Consider the following 20,124-nt stretch of genomic DNA (forward strand, 5'->3'; position numbering starts at 1 on the left):
GTGCGGCGAGCGCCCCCCGTGCGAGTGATCAATGGGACTCGATGGGCGGAGCGCACATCTCGGGGTGTGCGGCGCTGCCAGGCTGGGCCGGTGATCTCTCGACGCGGACTGCTCTTTGCCTCCGGCGGCGCGGTGACGGCCGCCACCCTGGCCGGCCCGGTGGCCGGCTCCTCTCGTGCGGCGGGCGCGGCTCCGCCGGACCCGGCACGGAAGGCGGCGGCGCTGATCATGGCGCGCCGGATCCTGCTGACCGACGCCGACCACAACGACCTGACGCTCGACTACCTCAAGCTGCTGACGGGCCGTCAGCGTCTCAAGAAGACCGAGTCGCGCGACGTCGTGGTGGTCGGCGCGGGCGTGGCCGGCATGGTGTGCGCCCGGCTGCTGCAGGCGGCCGGGCACAGGGTGCGGGTGCTGGAGGCCAACCGCAGCCGGGTCGGCGGCCGGGTGAAGACCTTCCGCGGCGACGTCTGGCAGGACCCCCGGCTGCACGCCGAGGCCGGCGCGATGCGCATCCCGTCCAGCCACGTGCTGACCCTCGCGCTCGCCGACCACCTGAAGGTGCCGCGCCGCCCGTTCGACCTGGTGGACCTCCCGCCGGTGCCGGACCAGGTCTCGCACGACTCCCGCGTGGTCTACAAGTCGTGGACGGGCGAGGAGTTCGCCAGCGGCGAGGCCCCCGTGTACGTCGCGCCGAAGGGGCTCGGCAACCGCTTCGTGCACGTCAACGGACAGACCGTCAGCAAGGCCGACTACAACGCCGCCCCGGGCCCGATCAACAAGAGTTTCGGCTGGGACAGCGGCCAGACCACCGCCGCGGCCTTCGACAAGGCGCTCGACACCGCCCGCGCCTACACCATGACGAAGAACCCCGACGGCAGCTGGACGGACAAGCCGATCGCCGACCGGGTCACCGGCATGGCGGACCTGCTGTACGACATGGACGGCTACTCGCTGCTGCGCTACCTGCAGGAGGGCGAGGGCTGGAGCGACGCCCAGGTCCAGGCCGTCGGCACGCTGGAGAACCTGACCAGCCGACTGTCCTACGGCTTCCTGCACTCGGTGTTCGACGCCGGCGACATCAACCCGTCCGTCACCTACTTCGAGTTCAACGCGGGCACCGACGCGCTCACCGAGGCCCTGGCCGCCGACCTGCCGATCGAGCGCGGCCAGGTCGTCACCCGGGTCCGCACGGACGGCGACGGCGTGACGGTCACCGCCGAACCGGAGACCGGCCCGGAGGACGAGGCCTGCGACGGCGCGATCGGCGGCCAGGCCCGCGAGTACCGGGCCGACATGGTGGTGCTGGCGGTGCCGTTCGCGGCGCTGCGGCACGTCGACTTCGAGCCGCTGCTCCCCTACGGCAAGCGCCGGGCGATCAACGAGCTCAAGCACGACACCGCGCACAAGGTGCTGCTGGAGTTCACCGAACGCTGGTGGGAGTGGGACGAGGCCACCTGGCACGAGAAGCTCGGCAGCGACTACCGGCCCGCCCCGCACGGCGACGCGGTGGCCGCGGTCGGCGGCGGCTGCGTCTCCGACGAGGCCAGCCGGTTCGTCTACTTCCCCTCCCACCCCAGCGACGGCGGCGCGCCCGGCGGCGTCGTGCTGGCCGCCTACAACTGGGCGGAGGACGCGCTGCGCTTCGACGCCCTCACCCCCGCCGACCGCCACACCGAGGCCCTGGAGCACCTGACCGGCCTGTACGGCGAGCGGATCCGCCGCTACGTCACCGACCGGCACGTCTCGCAGTCCTGGCTGCGCAACCGCTGGGCGCTCGGCGAGGCCGTCATCGAGACGCCCGGCCAACTGCTCAGCCTCGGCCCGCACGTGGCGACGCCGGTGAACGGACGGCTGTTCTTCGCCGGCGACCACTGCCAGCCGCGATACCACGCGTGGATCTCCGGCGCGATCGCCTCCGGCACGGAGGCCGCCATCCAGGTCGCCGACACGGCCTGACCACCTCGCACCGCCCGCCGCCGGTACCCGCTGATCCGTCGGCCGGGGACCGGCGGCCGGCGTATCAGCGTCCCTCTGCACCGGCCCTCTCCGGTTTCCCACTGCCCGTCAGCCGCCGTGTCCCGGCGGGCGGGCGGCGGCCTCCCGGATAGCATCGGCGCATGCGCGACACCGGCGGGGACCAGCGGCGCTCCGTGCTGCTGGCGTTCCGCTCGGCGGTGGCGCTGCACCGACTGCTGGACGTCCTGCCGGTGTTCGAGGGCGACGGCCGGATCTCCCGCTGGTTCACCCTGGTGCCCGGCTCTCGCTTCGACCTGGAGGCGCTGGCCGCGCTCGACCGCTCCGGCGCCCGGGTGATCGACTTCGAGCAGGCCACCGACCGGCCCTTCGACCTGATCCTCACCACCAGCCCCAAGGGCGCGCTGGCCAGCCTGTCCGGCCGCGCCCGGGCCCTGCTGCCGCACGGCGCGGGCTTCAACAAGGCGCTGCACGACGAGGGTTCGCCCGAGCTGCCGAGCGGCCTCGATCCGGCGTTCCTGCTCTCCGACGGCGCGCCCTGGGCCGACCTGCACGGCCTCGGCCACGCCGAACAGCTGTCCCGGCTGGCCGAGTTCTGCCCGCCGGCGGCCACCCGTGCGGTCGTCGTCGGCGATCCCACCCTGGACCGGATGCTGGAGTCCGGCCCCCGTCGCGAGGCGTACCGGGCCGCGCTCGACCTCGGCGAGCGGACCCTGCTGGCGGTGCTCTCCACCTGGGGACCGGAGAGCCTGCTCGTCCAACGACCCGACCTGCCGGGCGAGTTGGTGCTCGGCCTGCCGGTGGACCGGTACCGGGTCGCGCTGCTGGTCCACCCCAACGAGGTCGGTGAACGCAGCCGCCTCGACCTCGCCGAGCAGTTCCGCCCCGAACTGCGGGCCGGCCTGCTGCTGCCCTCCCCGCACCAGGACTGGGCGGCGGTCCTGGTCGCCGCCGACGCGGTGATCACCGACCACGGCTCCACCGCGCTGTACGCGGCCGCGCTCGGCCGCCCGGTGCTGAACGCCTACGACGGCAGCCGGGAGTTGATCGCCGGCACCCCGATGGCCCGACTGCTGGCCGCCGCGCCGCGCTTCACCGGCCTGGAGACCGTCCGCGGGCTCCCGCCGTCCACGGCCGCCCCCGGCCCCGCCGCCGACGCCTTCGACCGGCCCGGGCAGGCCCTCGGCCTGCTGCGCACCGAGCTGTACCGGCTGCTCGACCTGACGCCCCCTCGGCGGGCCGTGCCGGCCCAGCCGCTGCCTGTACCCTCGGTGCCCCGGTCCGCCGCGCCGGCGCTCGCGGTGCGCGCCGAGGTGGACGGGCAGCGGGTCCGGGTGGAACGGTTCCCCGCCGCCACCGACCTGCCGATCCACCACCTGTCCGCCGAGCATCCGGTGGCCGGCCTGGCCCAGGTGCGCAGCGCCGCCGTCCTGTGGCGACGCCCGGGCTCCGGCCGCTGGACGGTCTCCGGCTGGACCGCCCACGTCCTCGCCGAACTCCCCGCCTGCCTCACCGCTGCCGCCGTGCTGTCCGGTGACCGCATCGTCCTGCGCCACCGCCGACGCGGCGCCCTCACCGTCCGGCTCGCCCCCGGCCGCTCCGCCGGCCGCATCCACCACCTCGACCCGTCCGCCGCCGTCTCCGCCGTCCACGCCTGGCTCGGCACCCGCCCGACGCTCTCCCCGACACCCGACCGTCCCGTCGAACTCGACTGCGTGCTGGCCCCGTTCACCGCCCGCCTCACGATCCGCCCGGCCCTGGCGGAGGAGCTCGACGCGGAGCTGTGACCTGCCGCCGACCGGGCTGGGGTCGCCAACCGGTCAGCGTTCCTCGGGGCGCGGCTCCTCCGGGGCGGACTCGTCGGGGACGCCGCCGTGTGCGGCGCGCAGCTCGGCGGCCTTGGCGCGGTGGTGGGCGGCCTGGTCGGGGTGGCCGGTGCGGTCGGCGAGAGTGGCGAGGTCGGTGCGGATGCGGGCCTCGTCGAAGGTGGAGCGGCGGGCCTCCGCGTCGGCCAGGGCGGCGGTCAAGTGCGGTTCGGCGTCCGGGTATCGGCCGGATCGGAGCAGGGCCTGGCCGAGGCCGGAGCGGGCCCGGGCGGTCATCCGCAGGCGACCGGTCATGCCGTCGAACGCCCGGTACGCCTGGGCGAACAGCTCCGCGGCCCCGGTCGGGTCGTCGGCGGCGGCCGCGGCCTTGGCGGACTGGTAGGTCTGCAGCGCCGCGCCGTACGCGTTGTCGATCGCCAGGTGGATCGCCCGGGCCGTGTCGAAGTCGGCGCGGGCGGCGGTGAAGTGCTCGCCGGCGGTGTCGGCGTCGTGATGCGCGGCGGCCCATTGGCCTTCGGCGAGGGCGAGTTGGCCGCGGAAGTCGATGGCGGAGGCGGCGAGACGGCGGTCGTCGAACTCGTCGCCGAGCAGTGCGGCCAGCGCCCCGGCCCGGTCGAGAGCGGCGGCGGCCTCCTCGAACCGGGCGGTCTCCCACAGCGGCCGGGCCAGCAGGCAGCGGGTGCGGATCCGGGCCGGAACGCTCTCGGTGCGGTCGGCGGCGGCCACGGCGGCGCGGAAGGCGTCGATGGCGTCGGCGTGCCGGGGGTGGTCGAGGAAGTGCGTCCACAGCGATTCGGCGAGCGCCACGGCGTCCTGGTCACGGCCGCTGTCGTGGGCGAGCGCGACCGCGCCGTACAGGGCCTGCCGGTTCCCCTCCATCCAGTGCAGCGCCTGGGACTTGGCGGTGCCGAGGTCGGCGTCGGGGACGTCCGGCAGCGGCGGGACCTCGGGTTCGACGGTGAGGCGGCGGCCGGCCATCAGCAGGTCGGCGCGGGCGGTCTGGCGGCGCAGCCAGTGCAGGACGCGGCGCCGGGCCTCGGCGCGTTCGGCGCCGTCGGGGTCGGCCTGTCGGGCCCGGCGGCCGGCGTGGCCGCGGACCAGGGCGTGCTGGCGGTAGCCGTCGGCGCGGTAGTCGAGCAGTCCGGCGGTGACGAGTTCGGCGAGGGCGTCCTCGGCGGCCGGCAGGCCGTGGCCGAGCAGCGCGGCGGCGGTGTACTCGGTGGCGAACGGGCCCGGGCACTCGGGCAGGACGCGGTACAACTGCGCGGCGGTGTCGCCGAGTTCGGCGTAGGCGGCGTCCCAGACCGCCTCCACCGGCCGGCTGCCCTGCTGGTGGAGTTCGGCGGTGAGACGTTCGGCGAGGGCGGCGAGGCTGCGGTGCGGGAGGCGGCGGGCGAGTTCGCCGGCGACCTCGGCCGCCTTGGGCAGTCCGGCGCACGCGGTGGCGAGGGTGCGCACGGCGGCGGGGTCGGCGGCGGCCCAGCGCTGTTCGCCGAACAGCCGGCGCAGCAGTTCGGCGGTGTGGTCGGTGCTCAGCGGGGCGAGGGTCAGCTCCAGCGGGGCGGTGTCGCCGAGGTCGTACAGCGGGCCGTGGCTGGTGACCAGCACCAGGCTGGCCGCGGAGGCGGGCAGCAGCGGCTGGACCTCGGCGCCGGTGCGGGCGTTGTCGACCACCAGCAGTCGACGACCGCCGCGCGTCCGGGCCCAGTACTGGCGCGCCAGGGCGCGGAAGTCCGGCCCCAGCCAGGCCCGTTCGACGCCCAGGCCGGACAGCAGGTCGGCGAGTACCGCGGCCGGGTCGACCGCGCCGTCGCGCCGGTACTCGTCCAGGTCGACGTAGTGCGCGCCGTCCGGGTAGCGGCCGGCGAGGCGGTGGCCGACCCGCAGGCACAGGGCGGTCTTGCCGATGCCGCCCAGGCCGCTGATCGCCACCACCTGCGGGGTGCCCGCGCCGGCGTCGGCCGGCCCGCGGAGCTCGGCGATGCGTCGCTGTTCCTCGGTCCGGTCGACGAAGTGGGCGCGCTCGGGCGGCAGTTCGAAGGCCGGGGCGGGCGCGGTGGCGGCCGCCTGGTGGATGTTCACGGTGCCGACGTGCTGTGCCTGCACCACGGTGTCCACCCGGGCGTCGTCGCCCACCACGTTGCGCGTCTGTTCGGTCACCCGCCAACCCTACGCGCCGGCAGGGGCGCTGACCGGGAGACGGCGGGACCCGGGCGGGTGGGCGTGCCGGGTGTCGGGGTGTCGGCCCTTGGGCCGGGATGCCGACCGGCGGGCCGAGGTGGCGGCCGGCGCGCCGAGGTGCCGGCCCTCGGGGCCGGGCGTCAGGACTCGGGCCGGGCGTCAGGACTTGGGGACGGCGAACCAGTGCCAGTCCGGGCTCTCCGCGACCTCGCGCCAGACGGCGAGCGGGATCGGCGGCTCGGTGCGGGTCTTGAGCGACTTCCCGCCGGTGTAGTCGCGCAACCCGTTGTACTCGGTGAACTCCAGCACGGTGCCGTCCGGTCGCCACACGCTGACCCGGTGGCTGTACAGACCGGGCACCGGAGCGTCGTTGGACTCCACCATCTCTCCGGTGCCGTCCGGCAGGAAGCCGAAGTGGCAGCCCTGGACGGATCGGGCCCCGTTGCCGAGCACGGTCTCCGTGCACTGGAACGGCAGCGCGCTCGGGTCGACGGGCGCGTTCCGGTCCGTCGGGAAGGCGGCCTTCGAGTGACGCACCGTCACCTCGATGCTCGCCGCCTCGCCGGTGCCGTCGACGTAGTGCACGAGGACGCCCATGGTGCCGACGGGGAGCGAACCGGGGTGGTTCTCGGCGCCCTTGAGGTACTGCAGGTCCGCGGGCAGCAGCGCACCGAGCGTCTTGGACACCTGGGCGGGCGTGAACGCCAGCAGGCCGCCGGAGAGCGGGGTGCCGGTGGCCGACGGCCGGCCCGGTGCGGGCGGCGCGGACACGTCGAATGCGGGGCTGCGGTCCGGCCCGGGACTCGACTCCCCCTGGCCGGACGAACGGCCGAACAGGCCCGCCGGGTCGGTGGCCGAGGCGACGCCCGCACCGGCCGGGCCGGTGCTGCCGACGGGCGTCCGCGCGGTCGTGCCGGACAGTGCGGCGTTCGCACCGGCCGCGACCACCGCGACGACGGTGAGCGCGGCGCCTGCCCCCTGCAGTCGCCGGACCAGCTGGAGCCGACGACCTCGCCGCTTGCTCTCCGCGACGATCACGGCGACCGGGACGCACAGCTCCTCGACGCTCTTCTCCATCATCCGGGAGAGCTCCCGGTCCAGGTCCAATGTTCGTTGCCTTCCGTACTGGCGGGTGGGTGCCACGAGGTGGCGAAGGTCGGGCGGGCGACGCGGCCGGGTCGGCCGGTCAGTCCTGGAGCAGCAGCGCGCGGTCCGGACCGAGGATGGCACGCAGCCGGGTCATCGAACGGGAGTTGAGGCTCTTCACGGCGCTGACGGTGATGCCCATCGCCTCCGCCGTCTCCTCCAGGCTGTAGTCCTCCAGGTAGCGCAGCACCACTGCGGCCCGGTTGCGGGGCGGCAGTTGGCGCAGCGCCGCGACCAGGGTGATCCGCAGCGCGGCGGCACTGCCCTCCCGGACGCCGACCATCGGCTCGTCCGGGAACTCGGCGACGACGACCTCGGTGGAGCGGCGCAGCCGACGGTGCGACAGGTAGCAGCGCAGCAGCACCTTCCGGGCGTACGCGTCGACCCCCGCCTCCCCGTCGCCCCGCCGCAGCCGGCCCCAGACCGGGTACATCTTGGACAGCGTGGTCTGCACCAGATCCTGGGCCTGGTGCCAGTCCCCGCACATCAGGTACGCGATGTGGAACAGGCGGCGTGTCCGACTGGCCGCGAACTCGTCGAAGTCGAGCCCCTCGGTCATGTGGTCCCCCGGATGAGAATCGTTTCGTCAATGTGCTGAATAGACGCTGCACCGGAGGCGGTTCGTCGCGCCGCCCAAGATCAAGATTGAGTAACGGAGGGGCGGCCGCCCGGCCCTTCCCGCCCTCCCGTTCGCCCGCTCTCCCGGCGACGGCGGCACACTGGACCTCATGGATCCCGTCGAACGCGCCGGACGCACCGAACGCGCCGGACGCATCGAGCCCGTCGCCCGCATCGACCGCGTCGAGAGCGGCGAGCACATCGAGAGCACCGGACGCGAGGGCGGCGAGCCCGCCTGCTGGCTGAATCTGGTCTGCGAGGAGTGCGGCAAGGTCCGGGAAGGCGGGCGGTGCCCGGTCTGCGACGCCGAACCGGCGGGGCCGTCCGTCGCCGAGGTCGACGCCGGCTCGTAGCAGGGCGGTAGGCCGGGCGTCGCGGGAGCCTCAGCGGGTTCTCAACAGGTCCTCAGCAGGTGCTCAGCGCAGCAGGCCGTGCAGCAGCAGCTCCGCCAGGTGCCCGTACGCCTCGGCGTCGGCCAGGCCGGTGGTCTCGGCGACCTGGCGCTGCTGGATGCGGACCATCACCGAGCTGATCACGTCCGCCGCGAACGCCACGTGGGTCTCGCGGAAAGCGCCTTCCGCGACCCCGTCGTCAATCAGCTGTTGAATCTGCCGGGCGGCGGCGCGGGTGTTGCGGCCGTACACCTCGGCGGCGGGGTCGAAGGCCGCCAGGTCGTCGAAGAACCGGGCCGAGCCGGGGGCGAGTTCGGCGGAGACGGCGCGCAGGTAGGCGGCCAGCCTCGCGGCCGGGTCGGTCTCGGCGGCCAGCGCGGCCTCCACCCGGGAGGTGGCGTCGCGGAAGAAGTGCACCACGGCCGCCCGGACCAGCTGTTCCTTGGAGCCGGCCAGTCCGTACAGGGTCCGCTTCGAGCAGTGCAGCCGGGCCGCGAGGTCGTCCAGCGTGAACTGGGCGAACCCTTCGGCGGTGAAGAGTGCGACGAGTTCCTCGAAGAGGGCGCTGCGGCGGGCGGCGCCCCGTCCGCTGGGCTGGGGTGCGGCGGCGCTGTCGATCACCGGCCCAGTATGACAGTCGGCCTCTCCGCAGCCGCCGATCCGGCCGCCCCACGTACCCCGGGCCCCGTCCCGTACTCCCCCGCGCTTCCCGTGCGCGCTCGCTTTCTCCGTCCTTTCCCGGACTTTTCCCTGTTCACCGTCTCCGGGGCCCCCACTGCCGCCGCTACTGCGCTACGCTTCCCGGTACTGACGTACCGCTTTGCGTACCGCTTGGAGCCGGACATGGCCGTGGATCGCCTGCTTCCCACCGAGGAAGCCGCGGACCTGATCGCGCTGACCCGTGATCTCGCCGACAAGGAACTCGCCCCGAAGGTCGAGTCCCACGAGAAGCAGGAGCTGTACCCGGAGGGCCTGTTCGCACTGCTCGGCCAGGCCGGTCTGCTCGGCCTGCCGTACTCGGAGGAGTTCGGCGGCGGCGGGCAGCCGTACGAGGTGTACCTCCAGGTGCTGGAGGAGCTGGCGGCGCGCTGGGCGGCCGTCGCGGTCGCCACCAGCGTGCACACCCTGGCCTGCCACCCGCTGAACGCGTTCGGCACGCCGGAGCAGAAGGAGCAGTGGCTGCCCCGGATGCTGGCCGGTGAGATGGTCGGCGGCTACAGCCTGTCCGAGCCGAACGCCGGCTCCGACGCGGCCGCGCTGACCTGCAAGGCGGAGCCGGTCGACGGCGGGTACCGGATCACCGGCACCAAGGCGTGGATCACCCACGGCGGCAAGGCCGACTTCTACGCCCTGTTCGCCCGCACCGCGCCCGGCGCGCACGGCATCTCCTGCTTCCTTGCGCCCGGCCAGGTCGAGGGCCTGACCTTCGGCGCGCCCGAGGAGAAGATGGGCCTGAACGGCGTGCCGACCACGGCCGCGTACTGGGACGGCGCGCTGCTCGCGCCGGAGCGCCGGATCGGCGCCGAGGGGCAGGGCCTGTCCATCGCGTTCTCCGCCCTCGACTCGGGCCGGCTCGGCATCGCCGCCTGCGCCACCGGCCTCGCCCAGGCCGCACTGGACACCGCCGTGGCGTACGCCAACGAACGCACCACCTTCGGCCGCAAGATCGTCGACCACCAGGGCCTCGGCTTCCTGCTCGCCGACATGGCCGCCGCCGTGGACTCCGCCCGCGCCACCTACCTGGACGCGGCCCGCCGCCGCGACCTCGGCCGCCCGTTCAGCCGGCAGGCCAGCGTGGCCAAGCTGATCGCCACCGACGCCGCGATGAAGGTCACCACCGACGCGGTGCAGGTGCTCGGCGGCTACGGCTACACCCGGGACTTCCCGGTCGAGCGGTACATGCGCGAGGCGAAGATCATGCAGATCTTCGAGGGCACCAACCAGATCCAGCGCCTGGTGATCAGCCGCCAGTTCGCCCGCTGACCCCGCGCCCCTGACGGTTCGTCATCACCCGTTCGGGGCCGCTGTCCAACGGCCCCGAACGCCACCCCGCACGCCACTCGGAAAGGGCTTTCCAGCATGCAGCTCACCGGTACCGCCGCCCTGGTCACGGGTGCCGCCTCCGGCCTCGGCGCGGCCACCGCCGCCCACCTGGCGGGCCTCGGCGCCCACGTCTACGGCCTGGACCTGCCCAAGGCAGTCGAGTCCGCCACCCCGCCCGAGGGCGTCACCCTGCTCGGCGCGGACGTCACCGAGGAACAGCCCGTACGCGACGCGCTGGCCCGGATCGCCTTCGACGGCCACCCGCTGCGCCTGACCGTCAACTGTGCGGGCATCGCCCCGTCCGCCCGGATCGTCGGCCGCCGCGGCCCGCACGACCTGGACCTGTTCCGCACCGTGCTGAACGTCAACCTGATCGGCACCTTCAACGTGATGCGGCTCGCCGCCGAGGCGATGTCCGCCCAGGAGCCCGACGAGGCCGGCCAGCGCGGACTGGTCGTCAACACCGCGTCCATCGCCGCCTTCGAGGGCCAGGTCGGCCAGATCGCCTACGCCGCCTCCAAGGCCGGCGTGGCCGGGATGACCATCACCGCCGCCCGCGACCTCGCCCAGTTCGGCATCCGCGTCGTCACCATCGCCCCCGGCATCGTCGACACCCCGATGATGGCGAGCTTCTCCGACGAGATCCGCGCCGGCCTAGCCGCCACCGTCACCTTCCCGCAGCGCCTCGCCCACCCCGAGGAGTACGCCCGCCTGGTGGCCATGGTCGCCGACCACGACTACCTCAACGGCGAGACCATCCGGATGGACGGCGCCCTGCGGATGTCCGCCCGCTGAGCACGCCTCCCCGATGTGACGCAGGGCCGCCCCCGGTGGGCGGCCCTGTTTCGTGGCGCTGTTCCGTGGCGCTGTTCCGTGGCCCGCCTCGGCACCCCTGTTTCGCGGCCGATCGGACGAAACGAGTGAATTCCACCGGATGTCGTTGTCCTCGGTCGACGACGGGTGCAGGCTGTGCGCTGGGTACGAACTTCCGTCCGTGAAAGGGTGCGCAGCCGTGAACGATCCGCTTCAGGTCACGCCGTTGACGATCCGGCCGGCGACTGCGTTCAGCTACGACCTCGGGATCCACGGGCTGTTCACGGTGAACTTCAGCGTCCCGGGCGTGACGCCGAGCAGTGTGGTGATGGCGTCGATGACGGAGATCAACTCGAACGGCCAGCCCTTCGTCGGCGACGCGACCACGACCGTGCACAACGTCGCCCCCGGCAACGGCAACGTCCGGCTGCGGGGCGAGGTCGGCTGGAGCTCCGACCTCTCGGTGCGGGTGTACCTCCTCGTCAACTGACCGCGCCGGCGGGCCTTCTGGCCGGTCCCGGCCTCGTCGACCGATCTCGGCCCCGGGCCGACGCGTCACCAGTCCGCGACCTGGTAGTCCTTCAGGAAGACGCCACTGAGCGGCTCGCCCGCCTCGCCCCGGACGATCGGGTCGTAGATCCGGGCCGCGCCGTCCACGATGTCGAGCGGGGTGCGGAAGCCGGCGCCCGCCATCCGGGACTTCTTGGGCGCCGGGTTCTCGTCGGTGATCCAACCGGTGTCGACCGCGCACATGTGGATGCCGCGCTGGGCGAGTTCGGCGGCACTGGTGCGGGTGAGCATGTTCAGGGCGGCCTTGGCCATGTTGGTGTGCGGGTGTCCGGGCATCTTGTTGCGGACCGCGAACCGCCCTTCCACCGCCGTCACGTTGACGATGTACCGCGACGGGTGCGGGGACGCCTCCAGCAGCGGCAGCAGCCGGTCGCAGAGCAGGGCGGGGGCGAGCGCGTTGACCAGCTGGGTCTCCAGCACCTCCGCCGGATCGAGTCCGCCGAGCGTCGCCGACCAGGAGTTCTGCGGGGCACGGTCGGGCAGCAGACCCGCCTCGTCCATCGGGGCGAGGAGCGGCAGCGCCGGAGCCGCCAACGCCGCCTCCTGCGCTGTCGGTTCAGTGGTAGGTGCGGTGGCGGGCGCGACGACGGGTACGGCGCCGAGTTCGACGGCCGGCCAGGCGGCGGCGAGGACCGGCATCGGGCGGAAGCCGGGAGCGTGACCGACCTGCACCGGGACGGGTCCGTGCTCACCGGCGGCGAGCAGCGCGTACGCCTCGGGCGGGCGGCGGACGGTCTGCGCCGCGTTGTTCACCAGGATGTCCAACGGCCGCCCCTCGGACCGCAGTTGCTCGCACAGACTGAGAACCTGCCGCGGGTCGCGCAGGTCGATGCCGACGATCCGCAGCCGGTCCAGCCAGTCGGCGCTGCCCTCGGCGGCGGCGAACCGGCGCAGCGTGTCGTGCGGGAAACGGCTGGTGATGGTCAGGTCGGCGCCGTCGCGGAGCATCATCAGCGCCAGCTGGAAGCCGATCTTGACGCGCGCGCCGGTGAGCAGCACCCGCCGACCGGTCAGGTCGGTGCTGAGGGCGCGTCGGGTGGTGTGGTCGGCGGCGCAGTCCGGACACAACCGGTGGTAGAACCCGTCGAGTTGGCGGTAGCCGCGCTTGCAGACGTAGCAGCGCCGGTTCCGCCGGAGCTCGCCGATCGGGGTGTGGCCGGTCGCACTGGGCAGCGCGGCGTCCTCGCGGCGGCCGTCGCCGCCGGTGGCGGTGGCAGCGCTCAGTTCGGCATCGGCGAGGACGGCCTCGGCGCGACGCTCGCGCCGGCGGTGCTGGCGGCTGTCACGCACGAAGGACTCGGCGACGCGCTCGGCACGCAGCCGCAGCGGGTGGTCGACGGGCAGGGCGCGCAGCCGTCCGACGGCGCGGCCGAGCGCGGCGAGTTCGGCCTCGACGGCGGCCCGGGTCTCATCCAGGCCCTGAAGCTCGTCCGCACCGCCGCAGGTCTCGCCCGCGCCGCGGGTCTCACCCGGGCTGCGGGTCTCACCCGGGCTGCGGGTCTCTTCCGGAGCCGGGGGCTCGTCCAAGCCGCGGGTGTCGGTCGGCTCGGGCGTGCTCATCGGGCTTCCTTCGGAGTGACGGTGCATCGGCGGGGTCGGGCCCGGCCGGATTCGAACCGGCGTGTTCCGCCTGTGGAGGGCGGCGCGTCTGCCTCTGCGCTACGGGCCCGGTGCCGGGGGCCTCGCGGGGGCCGGATTCGAACCGGCGTTTGACGCGCTGTTGACGCGCCGCGCCTGCCTCTGCGCTACGCCCGGGAGGTGAGAGGGATGCTACCGGTACGCACGGGGAGCTCGGCAAGCGCTTTCCGTGAGCCTGTCCCGACCAACGGGAAATCGCTTTCCGCATGCCCCGCCCCGGCCGATGGTCGATGGCCGACGAGGACGTGCGGAAAGCGGTTACCGTTCGTCAGAACCTCCCGGGGGCCGGATTCGAACCGGCGTGATCCGCGATGCCGTCGCGGCGCGTCTGCCTCTGCGCTCACGCCCGGGAGGTGGACGAGATGCTACCGACACGCACCGGGCGGTCGGCAAACGCTTTTCCGCCCCCGCTCCGCCCCCGCCCCGTCCCCGCTCCCCCGAGCAACGGGAAACCGCTTTCCGCGAGCCCCTCCCGATGGTTCGGCAGGGCACCCGGAAAGCGGTTTCCGTCTCCAGCGGTGCCGCCCAGCAGCCCGGTCCCAGGGTCCCGTCCCACGGTCGCGTCCCGCAGTTCCGTCCCGCAATTCCGTCCCGCGGTTCCGTCCCGCAGTTCCGGCAGTCGAGGCACCGCCCCCGGCCGTCAGCCCTGGCGGAGCTCCGGGAAGTCGCTGTCCAGGTACTCGTTCGGGTTGCGGTCGCCGACGCGCTCCGCCTCGTGGGTGCGCAGTTCGACGCGGCGGATCTTGCCGGAGATGGTCTTCGGCAGGTCGGCGAACTCGAGGCGGCGGATCCGCTTGTAGGCGCTGAGCTTCTCGCGGGTGAACCCGAGGATGTCGCGGGCGAGTTCGGGGCTGGGGGTGCGGCCGTCGACCAGCACCACGTACGCCTTGGGGACGGCCAGGCGCAGCGGGTCGGGCGAGGGGACGACGGCGGCTTCGGCGACGGCGGGGTGTTCGATCAGGACGCTCTCCAGCTCGAACGGGGAGATCCGGTAGTCGCTGGCCTTGAAGACGTCGTCGGCGCGACCGACGTAGGTGATCCAGCCGTCGGCGTCCCGCGCGGCGACGTCGCCGGTGCGGTAGTGGCCGTCGCGCATGGCGTCGGCAGTGCGCTCGGGGTCGCCGCGGTAGCCGCGCATCAGGCCGAGCGGGCGGTGGGCCAGGTCGAGGCTCAACTCGCCTTCCTCGGCGGGCTTCCCGTCGGGGTCGAGGAGGGCGATGCGGTAGCCGGGGAGCGGCCGTCCCATCGAGCCGGGCTTGACGGGCTGGCCGGGCGTGTTGCCGATCTGGCAGGTGGTCTCGGTCTGGCCGAAGCCGTCGCGGAGGGTCAATCCCCAGGCGGCGCGGACCTGTTCGATCACCTCGGGGTTCAACGGTTCGCCGGCGCCGACGAGTTCGCGCAGTTCGGTGCGGTGCGCGCCCAGGTCGGCCTGGATCAGCATCCGCCAGACGGTGGGCGGGGCGCACAGCGTGGTGACCCGACAGCGGGCGATCACGTCCAGCAGCTGCTGGGCGTCGAACCGGCCGTAGTTGAAGACCAGGACGGTGGTCTCGGCGTTCCACGGCGCGAACAGGTTGCTCCAGGCGTGCTTGGCCCAGCCCGGCGAGGAGATGTTGAGGTGGACGTCGCCGGGGCGCAGTCCGATCCAGTACATGGTCGACAGGTGGCCGACCGGGTACGAGGCGTGGGTGTGCTCGACCAGCTTCGGCTTGGAGGTGGTGCCGGAGGTGAAGTACAGCAGCAGCGGGTCGTCGGCGAGGGTGATTCCCTCGGGGGTGAACTCCTCGGCTGCGGTGTCGACCCGGGCGTAGTCGTGCCAGCCCTCGGGGGTCTCGCCGGTGCTGCCGACGGCGATCCGCAGCGGGGCGCCGGGGAGGCCTGCGAAGCGGTCGGCGACCTCGGCGGCGGCGATCACGGCGCTCACCTCGCCGCGTTCCAGGCGGTCGGCGAGGTCCTCGGCGGACAGCAGCAGGGTGGCGGGGATCAGCACCACACCGAGCTTGATCGCGCCGAGCATCACCTCCCACAGCTCGCTGACGTTGCCGAGCATCACCAGGACCCGGTCGCCGCGCCCGAGTCCGAGTTCGCGCAGGTGGTTGGCGACCTGGTCGGAGCGGCGGGCGAGCTGGTCGAAGGTGTGGACACGCTCGCTGCCGTCGGCCTCGACGACCCACAGCGCGGGCTTGTCGTTGCCGCGGGCCATCGGGTCGAAGTGGTCCAGGGCCCAGTTGAACTCGCCCAGCTCCGGCCATTGGAAAGTGCGGTACGCGGTGTCGTAGTCGGTGGCGTGCTGCCACAGCACCTCGCGGGCGGCGTGGAAGTTGGCCGCCGACGTGGCGCGGTCGAGCCGCGCCCCGGTCCCGGAGTCCGCGCCGGAGGCGGCACCGTCGCCCGGCCGGGACGGCGGCTGCTCGTTGTTGTGGACGTTCTCGGCTGAGCCCATGGCCTGACCCCTCTGTGTTCAGTTACCGTCGCACCCAATATTTCCGCCGGCCCCGGGTCTGCGGTCCCCCCACCTGGAGAGGAGAGTTCGCTCGGATGGCGGATGGCTCCACTGGTCGTACCGTACGGGTCCTGGTGGTCGACGACCATCCAGTGGTCTGCGACGGCGTGTCCGCGCTGATTCGGCGGGCCGAGGACGTGTCCGTGGTCGGCTCGGCCCGGACGGCGCGCGAGGGCGTGGCGCTGGCCGCGTCGCTGCGCCCGGACGTCGTGCTGCTGGATCTGCGGCTGCCGGACCTGCCGGGTTCCCGGACGGTGCCGCTGCTGCGGGCGGCCGCGCCGGATGCCCGGGTGGTGCTGTTCACCGCGTTCGAGGACCGGGACGCGCTGTCCGCGGCGCTCGCGGCGGGTGCGCACGGCTGCCTGCTGAAGGACGTCACGGACACCGATCTGGTGGCCCAGCTGCGGCTGGCCGCGGCGGGCGGGCGGGTGCTCGACCCACGACTGAACGGTTCGGCCCCGGCCCAGTTGCAGGCGCGGTTGTTCGGGTTGTCGCTCAGCCGGCGCGAGTACGAGGTGATCCGCTCGGCGGCGACCGGCCGCACCAACCCGGAGATCGCGGAGGAGCTCGGGCTGACCCGGAACACCGTCAAGACGTACCTGCAGACGGCGATGCAGAAGCTCGGGGCGCGCAACCGGGTGGAGGCGATCCGCCGGGCGCAGCAGGAGCAGTTGCTCTGACGGGGCGGGCGCGGACGAGTGCGGACTGGCGCGGACGGGCCGGCCGGTCAGGCCAGTCAGGCCGGGTGGTGCTGCGGACGGGTGGACGGCAGCGGGAACGGGCCTCCGGGGAGCGGAAGTTCGCCCCGCAGGGTGGTGCCGTCCTCGTCGCTGTGCAGGTGGAGGCTGCCGCCCAGGCGTTCGTACCGGGCGCGCAGGCCGGGCAGGCCGGCACCGGTGGCAGCGGTGTCGACCTGGTGGTCGGCGGCCGCGTCCACGGAAGGCGGTTTCCCTCCAGTCCCCGGGAGCGGGTTCCCGGCGCGAACCGAAAGCGGCTTCCCGTCGCGAACGGAAAGCGGTTTCCCGGCGCATGCGGAAAGCGATTTCCCGTCGTACCCGGAAAGCGGTTTCCCGTTGGGTTCGGGCCCCGGCCCGTCGTCGATGACGGCGAGGCCGAGGCGGTGCCGGTCGTGGGTGAGGGTGACGGCGACCGAGCCGGCCCGGGCGTGTTTCTCGACGTTGAGCAGCCCCTCGGCGACGGTGCGGCGCAGCAGGGCGGCGCGTTCGGGGTCCAGGCGCGGGACGGGTCCGATGGGGATGAAGGCGGCGGGAGTCCCGGTGCGTTGTTCGAAGCTGCGGAGCGTCTCGGCGAGGTCGGCGGCGAGGCGGTCGCCGCCGCACTCGCCGTCGTCGGCGGTGGGCCGGTCGCGGTGCAGGCGGGCGACGGCGGCGCGCAAGGTCGCGGCGGCGTCGCCGAGTTCGCGTTCGAGGCGGCGCAGGCGGTCGGCGAGTTCGGGGTGGTGGGCGGTGTCGGCGCGCAGGTCGCGGACGGAGCTGCCGAGGCCGAACAGCATGGCGCCGACGCCGTCGTGGAGTTCGGCGGCGATCCGGCGGCGTTCGCCGGTGACGGCGGTGTCGGCGAGGGTGGCGGCGCCGTCGGCGACGTCCACGGCGAGGGTGGCGAGGTGGGCGAGTCGGGTCAGGCCGTCGATGGCGCTGTCGCCGATCTGTCCGCTGCCGCGGATGGCGCCGTAGAGGACGCCGCGGGCGGGGCCGGTGCCGATCGGGAGGCCGACCATACCGGTGACGGCTTCGCTGCCGACCTGCTGGTCGAAATCATGCGTGATGCGGCTGGAGCGGTAGTAGTCGCGGACCGCGACGGAGCTGCCGACGGCCGCCACTCGGCCGCCGAGGCCGAGGCCGAGCGGGATCCGCAGGTCGTGCAGGGTGCTGTGGAGTGTGCCCGACCAGGCGCGCAGCACCAGATCGCGGCCTTCCACCAGCCCGCCGAGGCCGAGCTCGAACCCGTGCTCGGCCCGGGCCCGTTCCGCGATGGCCCGGAGCATGCGCCGGGTGTCCAGCATCCCTATCCGGTGGATCCGTGCACGCTCGATCCGGTCCAGCTCGGCGAGCGCGGCCAGCACCTCGGCCTCCTGTTCGCTCCCGCCACCGCCGTTCATGCGCGGCAGCGTACCGGGTCCACACATCGACGCCGGTCCTCCGATCGCGCGGTCCGATCACCGTCGTGCCCGGGGCTGCGTCCCGCGGGTCGCCACCGCACCATCGATCGAACGCCTGATCCATACCGGTGCCGGTGCGGCGTGGCGGTTTGAGGCCTCTGCGTCGCGGAGCGATGCTGAGGGCATGGCCTGGGGGTTGCTGCTCCGAAGGGGAATGTGCGGACATGGCGACACGGGTACCGGGCCGTGCGGCCACTGCGACGGTGGACGGTGCCGGCTCGATCACGGGATGGTCGGCGGCGGCCGAGCGCATGTCGGGGTTCTCGGCGGACCGGGTGCTGGGCCGTTCCGCGTTCGCCCTGCTGGCCGGCGACGCGCCGATCGCCGTGCTGCGCGCGGTGGTTCGGCGTGAGCCGTTCACCGGGATGGTCCGGCTGATCCGCTCGGAGCGCGATCCGGTAGCGGTGGAGTTGGCGATCGTCCCGGTGCGGACGGCGGGCGGCGAGCCGACCTGGGTGGTGTCCGCGCAGCCGTTGCAGCCGCTGGGGGTCGATCCGCCGCCGATCGTCGAGGTGCCCGAGCGGGAGACCCGTCCGGAGGATCTGGCCAGGCGCCGACTGGCGATGCTCGGCGCGGCCGGCCTGCGGATCGGATCGACCCTCGAAGTCCGGCGCACCGCACAGGAGTTGGCGGACGTCGGGACGGAGGACTTCGCGGACTTCGTCGGCGTGGACCTGCTGGAGCCGGTGTTCGGCGGCAGTCCGCCGTCCAACGCGGGCCTGGTGTTCTACCGGGTGGCGCAGCAGTCGGTACTACCGGGCTCTCCGGAGTCGGCGGTGGCGGTGGGGGCGCGTGACGTGATCCTCCCGGAGTCGCCGATGGCGCAGGTGCTGTCCTCGGGGCGACCGGTGCGGACGGACATGCGGGACCCGATCGTGCGCAGTTGGATCGACCAGGAGCCGCGGCGGCACGAGTCGACGGCGGAGTTCGGGATCCATTCGTTGCTGCTGGTGCCGTTGACGGCACGCGGGGTGACGCTGGGCGTGGCGATCTTCCTGCGGCACCGTTCGCCGGAGCCGTTCGACGACGACGATCTGGTGCTGGCCACGGAGTTGACGGCGCGGGCGGCGCTGTCCGTGGACAATGCCCGCCAGTACACCCAGCAGCGGGACACCGCGTTGGCCCTGCAGCGTTCGCTGCTGCCGGCCCGGACGCCCCGGCAGGCGGCGGTGGAGGTGGCGTTCCGCTACCTGCCGGTGAGCGGTCGGGACGGGGTGGGCGGCGACTGGTTCGACGTGATCGCGCTGTCGGGCGCCCGGGTGGCGCTGGTGGTGGGCGACGTGGTGGGGCACGGGGTGCCCGCGGCGGCGGCGATGGGACGGCTGCGGATGGCGGTGCGGACGCTGGCCGACATCGACATTCCGCCGGACGAACTCCTCACCCACCTGGACGACTTGGTACTGCGGGTGGATCTGGACGAGCTGCCGGACAGCACCATGGCCTGGGCGGGCGGCAGCGTGGGCGCGACCTGCCTGTACGCGGTGTACGACCCGGTGACGCGCACGTGCACGATGGCCCGGGCGGGCCACCCGGGTCCGGCGCTGGTCGGCCCGGACGGCGCGGTGACGTTCCCCGAGCTGCCGCCGGGCCCGCCGCTGGGCCTCGGTGGACTGCCGTTCGAGGCGGAGGAGTTCGCGATCCCGGAGGGCAGCGTGCTGGCGCTGTACACGGACGGCCTGCTGCGGGCCTCGGAGTTGCGCGGCGACCCGGCACTCGGCCTGGACGGACTGGCTTCGGCACTCGCCGAGCCCGCGAACTCCTTGGAGGAGCTGTGCGACCGGGTGCTGTCCGCGTCACTGGGCCCGGACGCGCCCAGCGACGACGTGGCGCTGCTGCTGGCCCGCACCCGGGCGCTGCACGAACAGGACGTGGCCGACTGGGAGTTGCGGCGCGACCCGGCGGAGGTGGCCCGGGCCCGCAAGCTGGCCGCGGCGGCGCTCGCCGAGTGGGGGCTCGAAGCGGCGGCGTTCGTCACCGAGTTGGTGGTCAGTGAGCTGGTCACCAACGCGGTCCGGTACGGACAGCCGCCGATCGGCCTGCGGTTGATCCGGGACCGCGGCACGCTGATCTGCGAGGTGTCGGACGGCAGCAGCACGGCCCCGCATCTGCGCCGGGCGCGCACCTTCGACGAAGGCGGCCGCGGTCTGCTGCTGGTGGCGCAGCTCTGCCGGAACTGGGGCACCCGGCACACGCCGCGCGGCAAGACCATCTGGGCGGAACAGCAGCTCTGAGCCCGTT

15 protein-coding genes and 3 tRNA genes are annotated in these 20,124 nt (G+C 73.8%); 8 read left to right on the top strand and 10 right to left on the bottom strand.

The window, feature by feature from the left end; all coding sequences use genetic code 11:
• Positions 1 to 90 precede the first annotated feature (90 nt).
• Both CG736_RS04265 and CG736_RS04270 read left to right on the top strand, forming a co-directional pair.
• Positions 91 to 1,959: an NAD(P)/FAD-dependent oxidoreductase gene (locus CG736_RS04265; RefSeq protein ID WP_157815405.1), complete on the top strand. Its 1,869-nt coding sequence runs from the start codon at positions 91 to 93 to the stop codon at positions 1,957 to 1,959.
• Positions 1,960 to 2,120: 161 nt separating this feature from the next.
• Positions 2,121 to 3,764 (top strand): translation initiation factor 2, encoded by a 1,644-nt coding sequence (locus CG736_RS04270; RefSeq protein ID WP_100584747.1) that lies wholly within the window; start codon positions 2,121 to 2,123, stop codon positions 3,762 to 3,764.
• 33 nt (positions 3,765 to 3,797) lie between these two features.
• On the opposite strand, the gene CG736_RS04275 is transcribed toward CG736_RS04270, so the two are convergent.
• From CG736_RS04275 to CG736_RS04285, 3 genes are all read right to left on the bottom strand, one after another.
• Entirely contained in the window at positions 3,798 to 5,963 is a 2,166-nt protein-coding gene (locus CG736_RS04275) for a tetratricopeptide repeat protein (RefSeq protein WP_100584748.1), read from the bottom strand.
• A 180-nt stretch (positions 5,964 to 6,143) separates the two neighbouring features.
• On the bottom strand, positions 6,144 to 7,091 hold the full coding sequence (locus tag CG736_RS04280) for a hypothetical protein (RefSeq protein WP_100584749.1): 948 nt from the start codon (positions 7,089 to 7,091) through the stop codon (positions 6,144 to 6,146).
• A 79-nt stretch (positions 7,092 to 7,170) separates the two neighbouring features.
• Positions 7,171 to 7,689: a SigE family RNA polymerase sigma factor gene (locus CG736_RS04285; protein WP_100584750.1), complete on the bottom strand. Its 519-nt coding sequence runs from the start codon at positions 7,687 to 7,689 to the stop codon at positions 7,171 to 7,173.
• Positions 7,690 to 7,858: 169 nt separating this feature from the next.
• Between CG736_RS04285 and CG736_RS04290 the strand changes: the two genes are divergently transcribed.
• On the top strand, positions 7,859 to 8,101 hold the full coding sequence (locus CG736_RS04290; protein WP_100584751.1) for a hypothetical protein: 243 nt from the start codon (positions 7,859 to 7,861) through the stop codon (positions 8,099 to 8,101).
• A 63-nt stretch (positions 8,102 to 8,164) separates the two neighbouring features.
• Here CG736_RS04290 and CG736_RS04295 read toward each other — a convergent pair whose 3' ends face one another.
• Positions 8,165 to 8,761, bottom strand: a complete 597-nt coding sequence (locus tag CG736_RS04295; protein WP_100584752.1) for a TetR/AcrR family transcriptional regulator — start codon at positions 8,759 to 8,761, stop codon at positions 8,165 to 8,167.
• 222 nt (positions 8,762 to 8,983) lie between these two features.
• Between CG736_RS04295 and CG736_RS04300 the strand changes: the two genes are divergently transcribed.
• The 3 genes from CG736_RS04300 (at position 8,984) to CG736_RS04310 (ending at position 11,486) form a co-directional block, all read left to right on the top strand.
• A complete protein-coding gene (locus CG736_RS04300; RefSeq protein WP_100584753.1) occupies positions 8,984 to 10,123 on the top strand; it encodes an acyl-CoA dehydrogenase family protein in 1,140 nt (379 codons plus the stop codon).
• Between the two features lie 96 nt (positions 10,124 to 10,219).
• The gene (locus tag CG736_RS04305) at positions 10,220 to 10,978 is read left to right on the top strand and encodes an SDR family NAD(P)-dependent oxidoreductase (protein WP_100584754.1); all 759 of its coding nucleotides are present in this window, start codon (positions 10,220 to 10,222) and stop codon (positions 10,976 to 10,978) included.
• Positions 10,979 to 11,195: 217 nt separating this feature from the next.
• Positions 11,196 to 11,486, top strand: coding sequence for a hypothetical protein (locus tag CG736_RS04310; protein ID WP_100584755.1), 291 nt, complete (start codon positions 11,196 to 11,198; stop codon positions 11,484 to 11,486).
• A 65-nt stretch (positions 11,487 to 11,551) separates the two neighbouring features.
• On the opposite strand, the gene CG736_RS04315 is transcribed toward CG736_RS04310, so the two are convergent.
• The 5 genes from CG736_RS04315 to CG736_RS04330 all read right to left on the bottom strand — a co-directional run bounded on the left by CG736_RS04315 (position 11,552) and on the right by CG736_RS04330 (position 15,647).
• On the bottom strand, positions 11,552 to 13,126 hold the full coding sequence (locus tag CG736_RS04315; protein WP_100584756.1) for an SDR family NAD(P)-dependent oxidoreductase: 1,575 nt from the start codon (positions 13,124 to 13,126) through the stop codon (positions 11,552 to 11,554).
• 36 nt (positions 13,127 to 13,162) lie between these two features.
• Positions 13,163 to 13,235, bottom strand: a tRNA-Trp gene (locus CG736_RS04320).
• Between the two features lie 12 nt (positions 13,236 to 13,247).
• Positions 13,248 to 13,322, bottom strand: a tRNA-Val gene (locus CG736_RS04325).
• Between the two features lie 158 nt (positions 13,323 to 13,480).
• Positions 13,481 to 13,555: transfer RNA gene (locus CG736_RS35920), tRNA-Ala, on the bottom strand.
• Positions 13,556 to 13,844: 289 nt separating this feature from the next.
• Positions 13,845 to 15,647 (bottom strand): AMP-binding protein, encoded by a 1,803-nt coding sequence (locus CG736_RS04330; RefSeq protein ID WP_100584757.1) that lies wholly within the window; start codon positions 15,645 to 15,647, stop codon positions 13,845 to 13,847.
• Between the two features lie 95 nt (positions 15,648 to 15,742).
• Here CG736_RS04330 and CG736_RS04335 point away from each other — a divergent pair, with 95 nt between their 5' ends.
• Complete coding sequence (locus tag CG736_RS04335; protein WP_100584758.1) at positions 15,743 to 16,387, top strand: response regulator transcription factor; 645 nt, start codon at positions 15,743 to 15,745, stop codon at positions 16,385 to 16,387.
• Positions 16,388 to 16,443: 56 nt separating this feature from the next.
• Here CG736_RS04335 and CG736_RS04340 read toward each other — a convergent pair whose 3' ends face one another.
• Complete coding sequence (locus CG736_RS04340) at positions 16,444 to 17,826, bottom strand: histidine kinase (RefSeq protein ID WP_157815406.1); 1,383 nt, start codon at positions 17,824 to 17,826, stop codon at positions 16,444 to 16,446.
• A gap of 224 nt (positions 17,827 to 18,050) precedes the next feature.
• Between CG736_RS04340 and CG736_RS04345 the strand changes: the two genes are divergently transcribed.
• Positions 18,051 to 20,117: a SpoIIE family protein phosphatase gene (locus CG736_RS04345; RefSeq protein WP_100584760.1), complete on the top strand. Its 2,067-nt coding sequence runs from the start codon at positions 18,051 to 18,053 to the stop codon at positions 20,115 to 20,117.
• Positions 20,118 to 20,124 lie beyond the last annotated feature (7 nt).

This window comes from Kitasatospora sp. CB02891 (assembly GCF_002803145.1).
Classification (GTDB): Bacteria; Actinomycetota; Actinomycetes; order Streptomycetales; family Streptomycetaceae; genus Kitasatospora; species Kitasatospora griseola.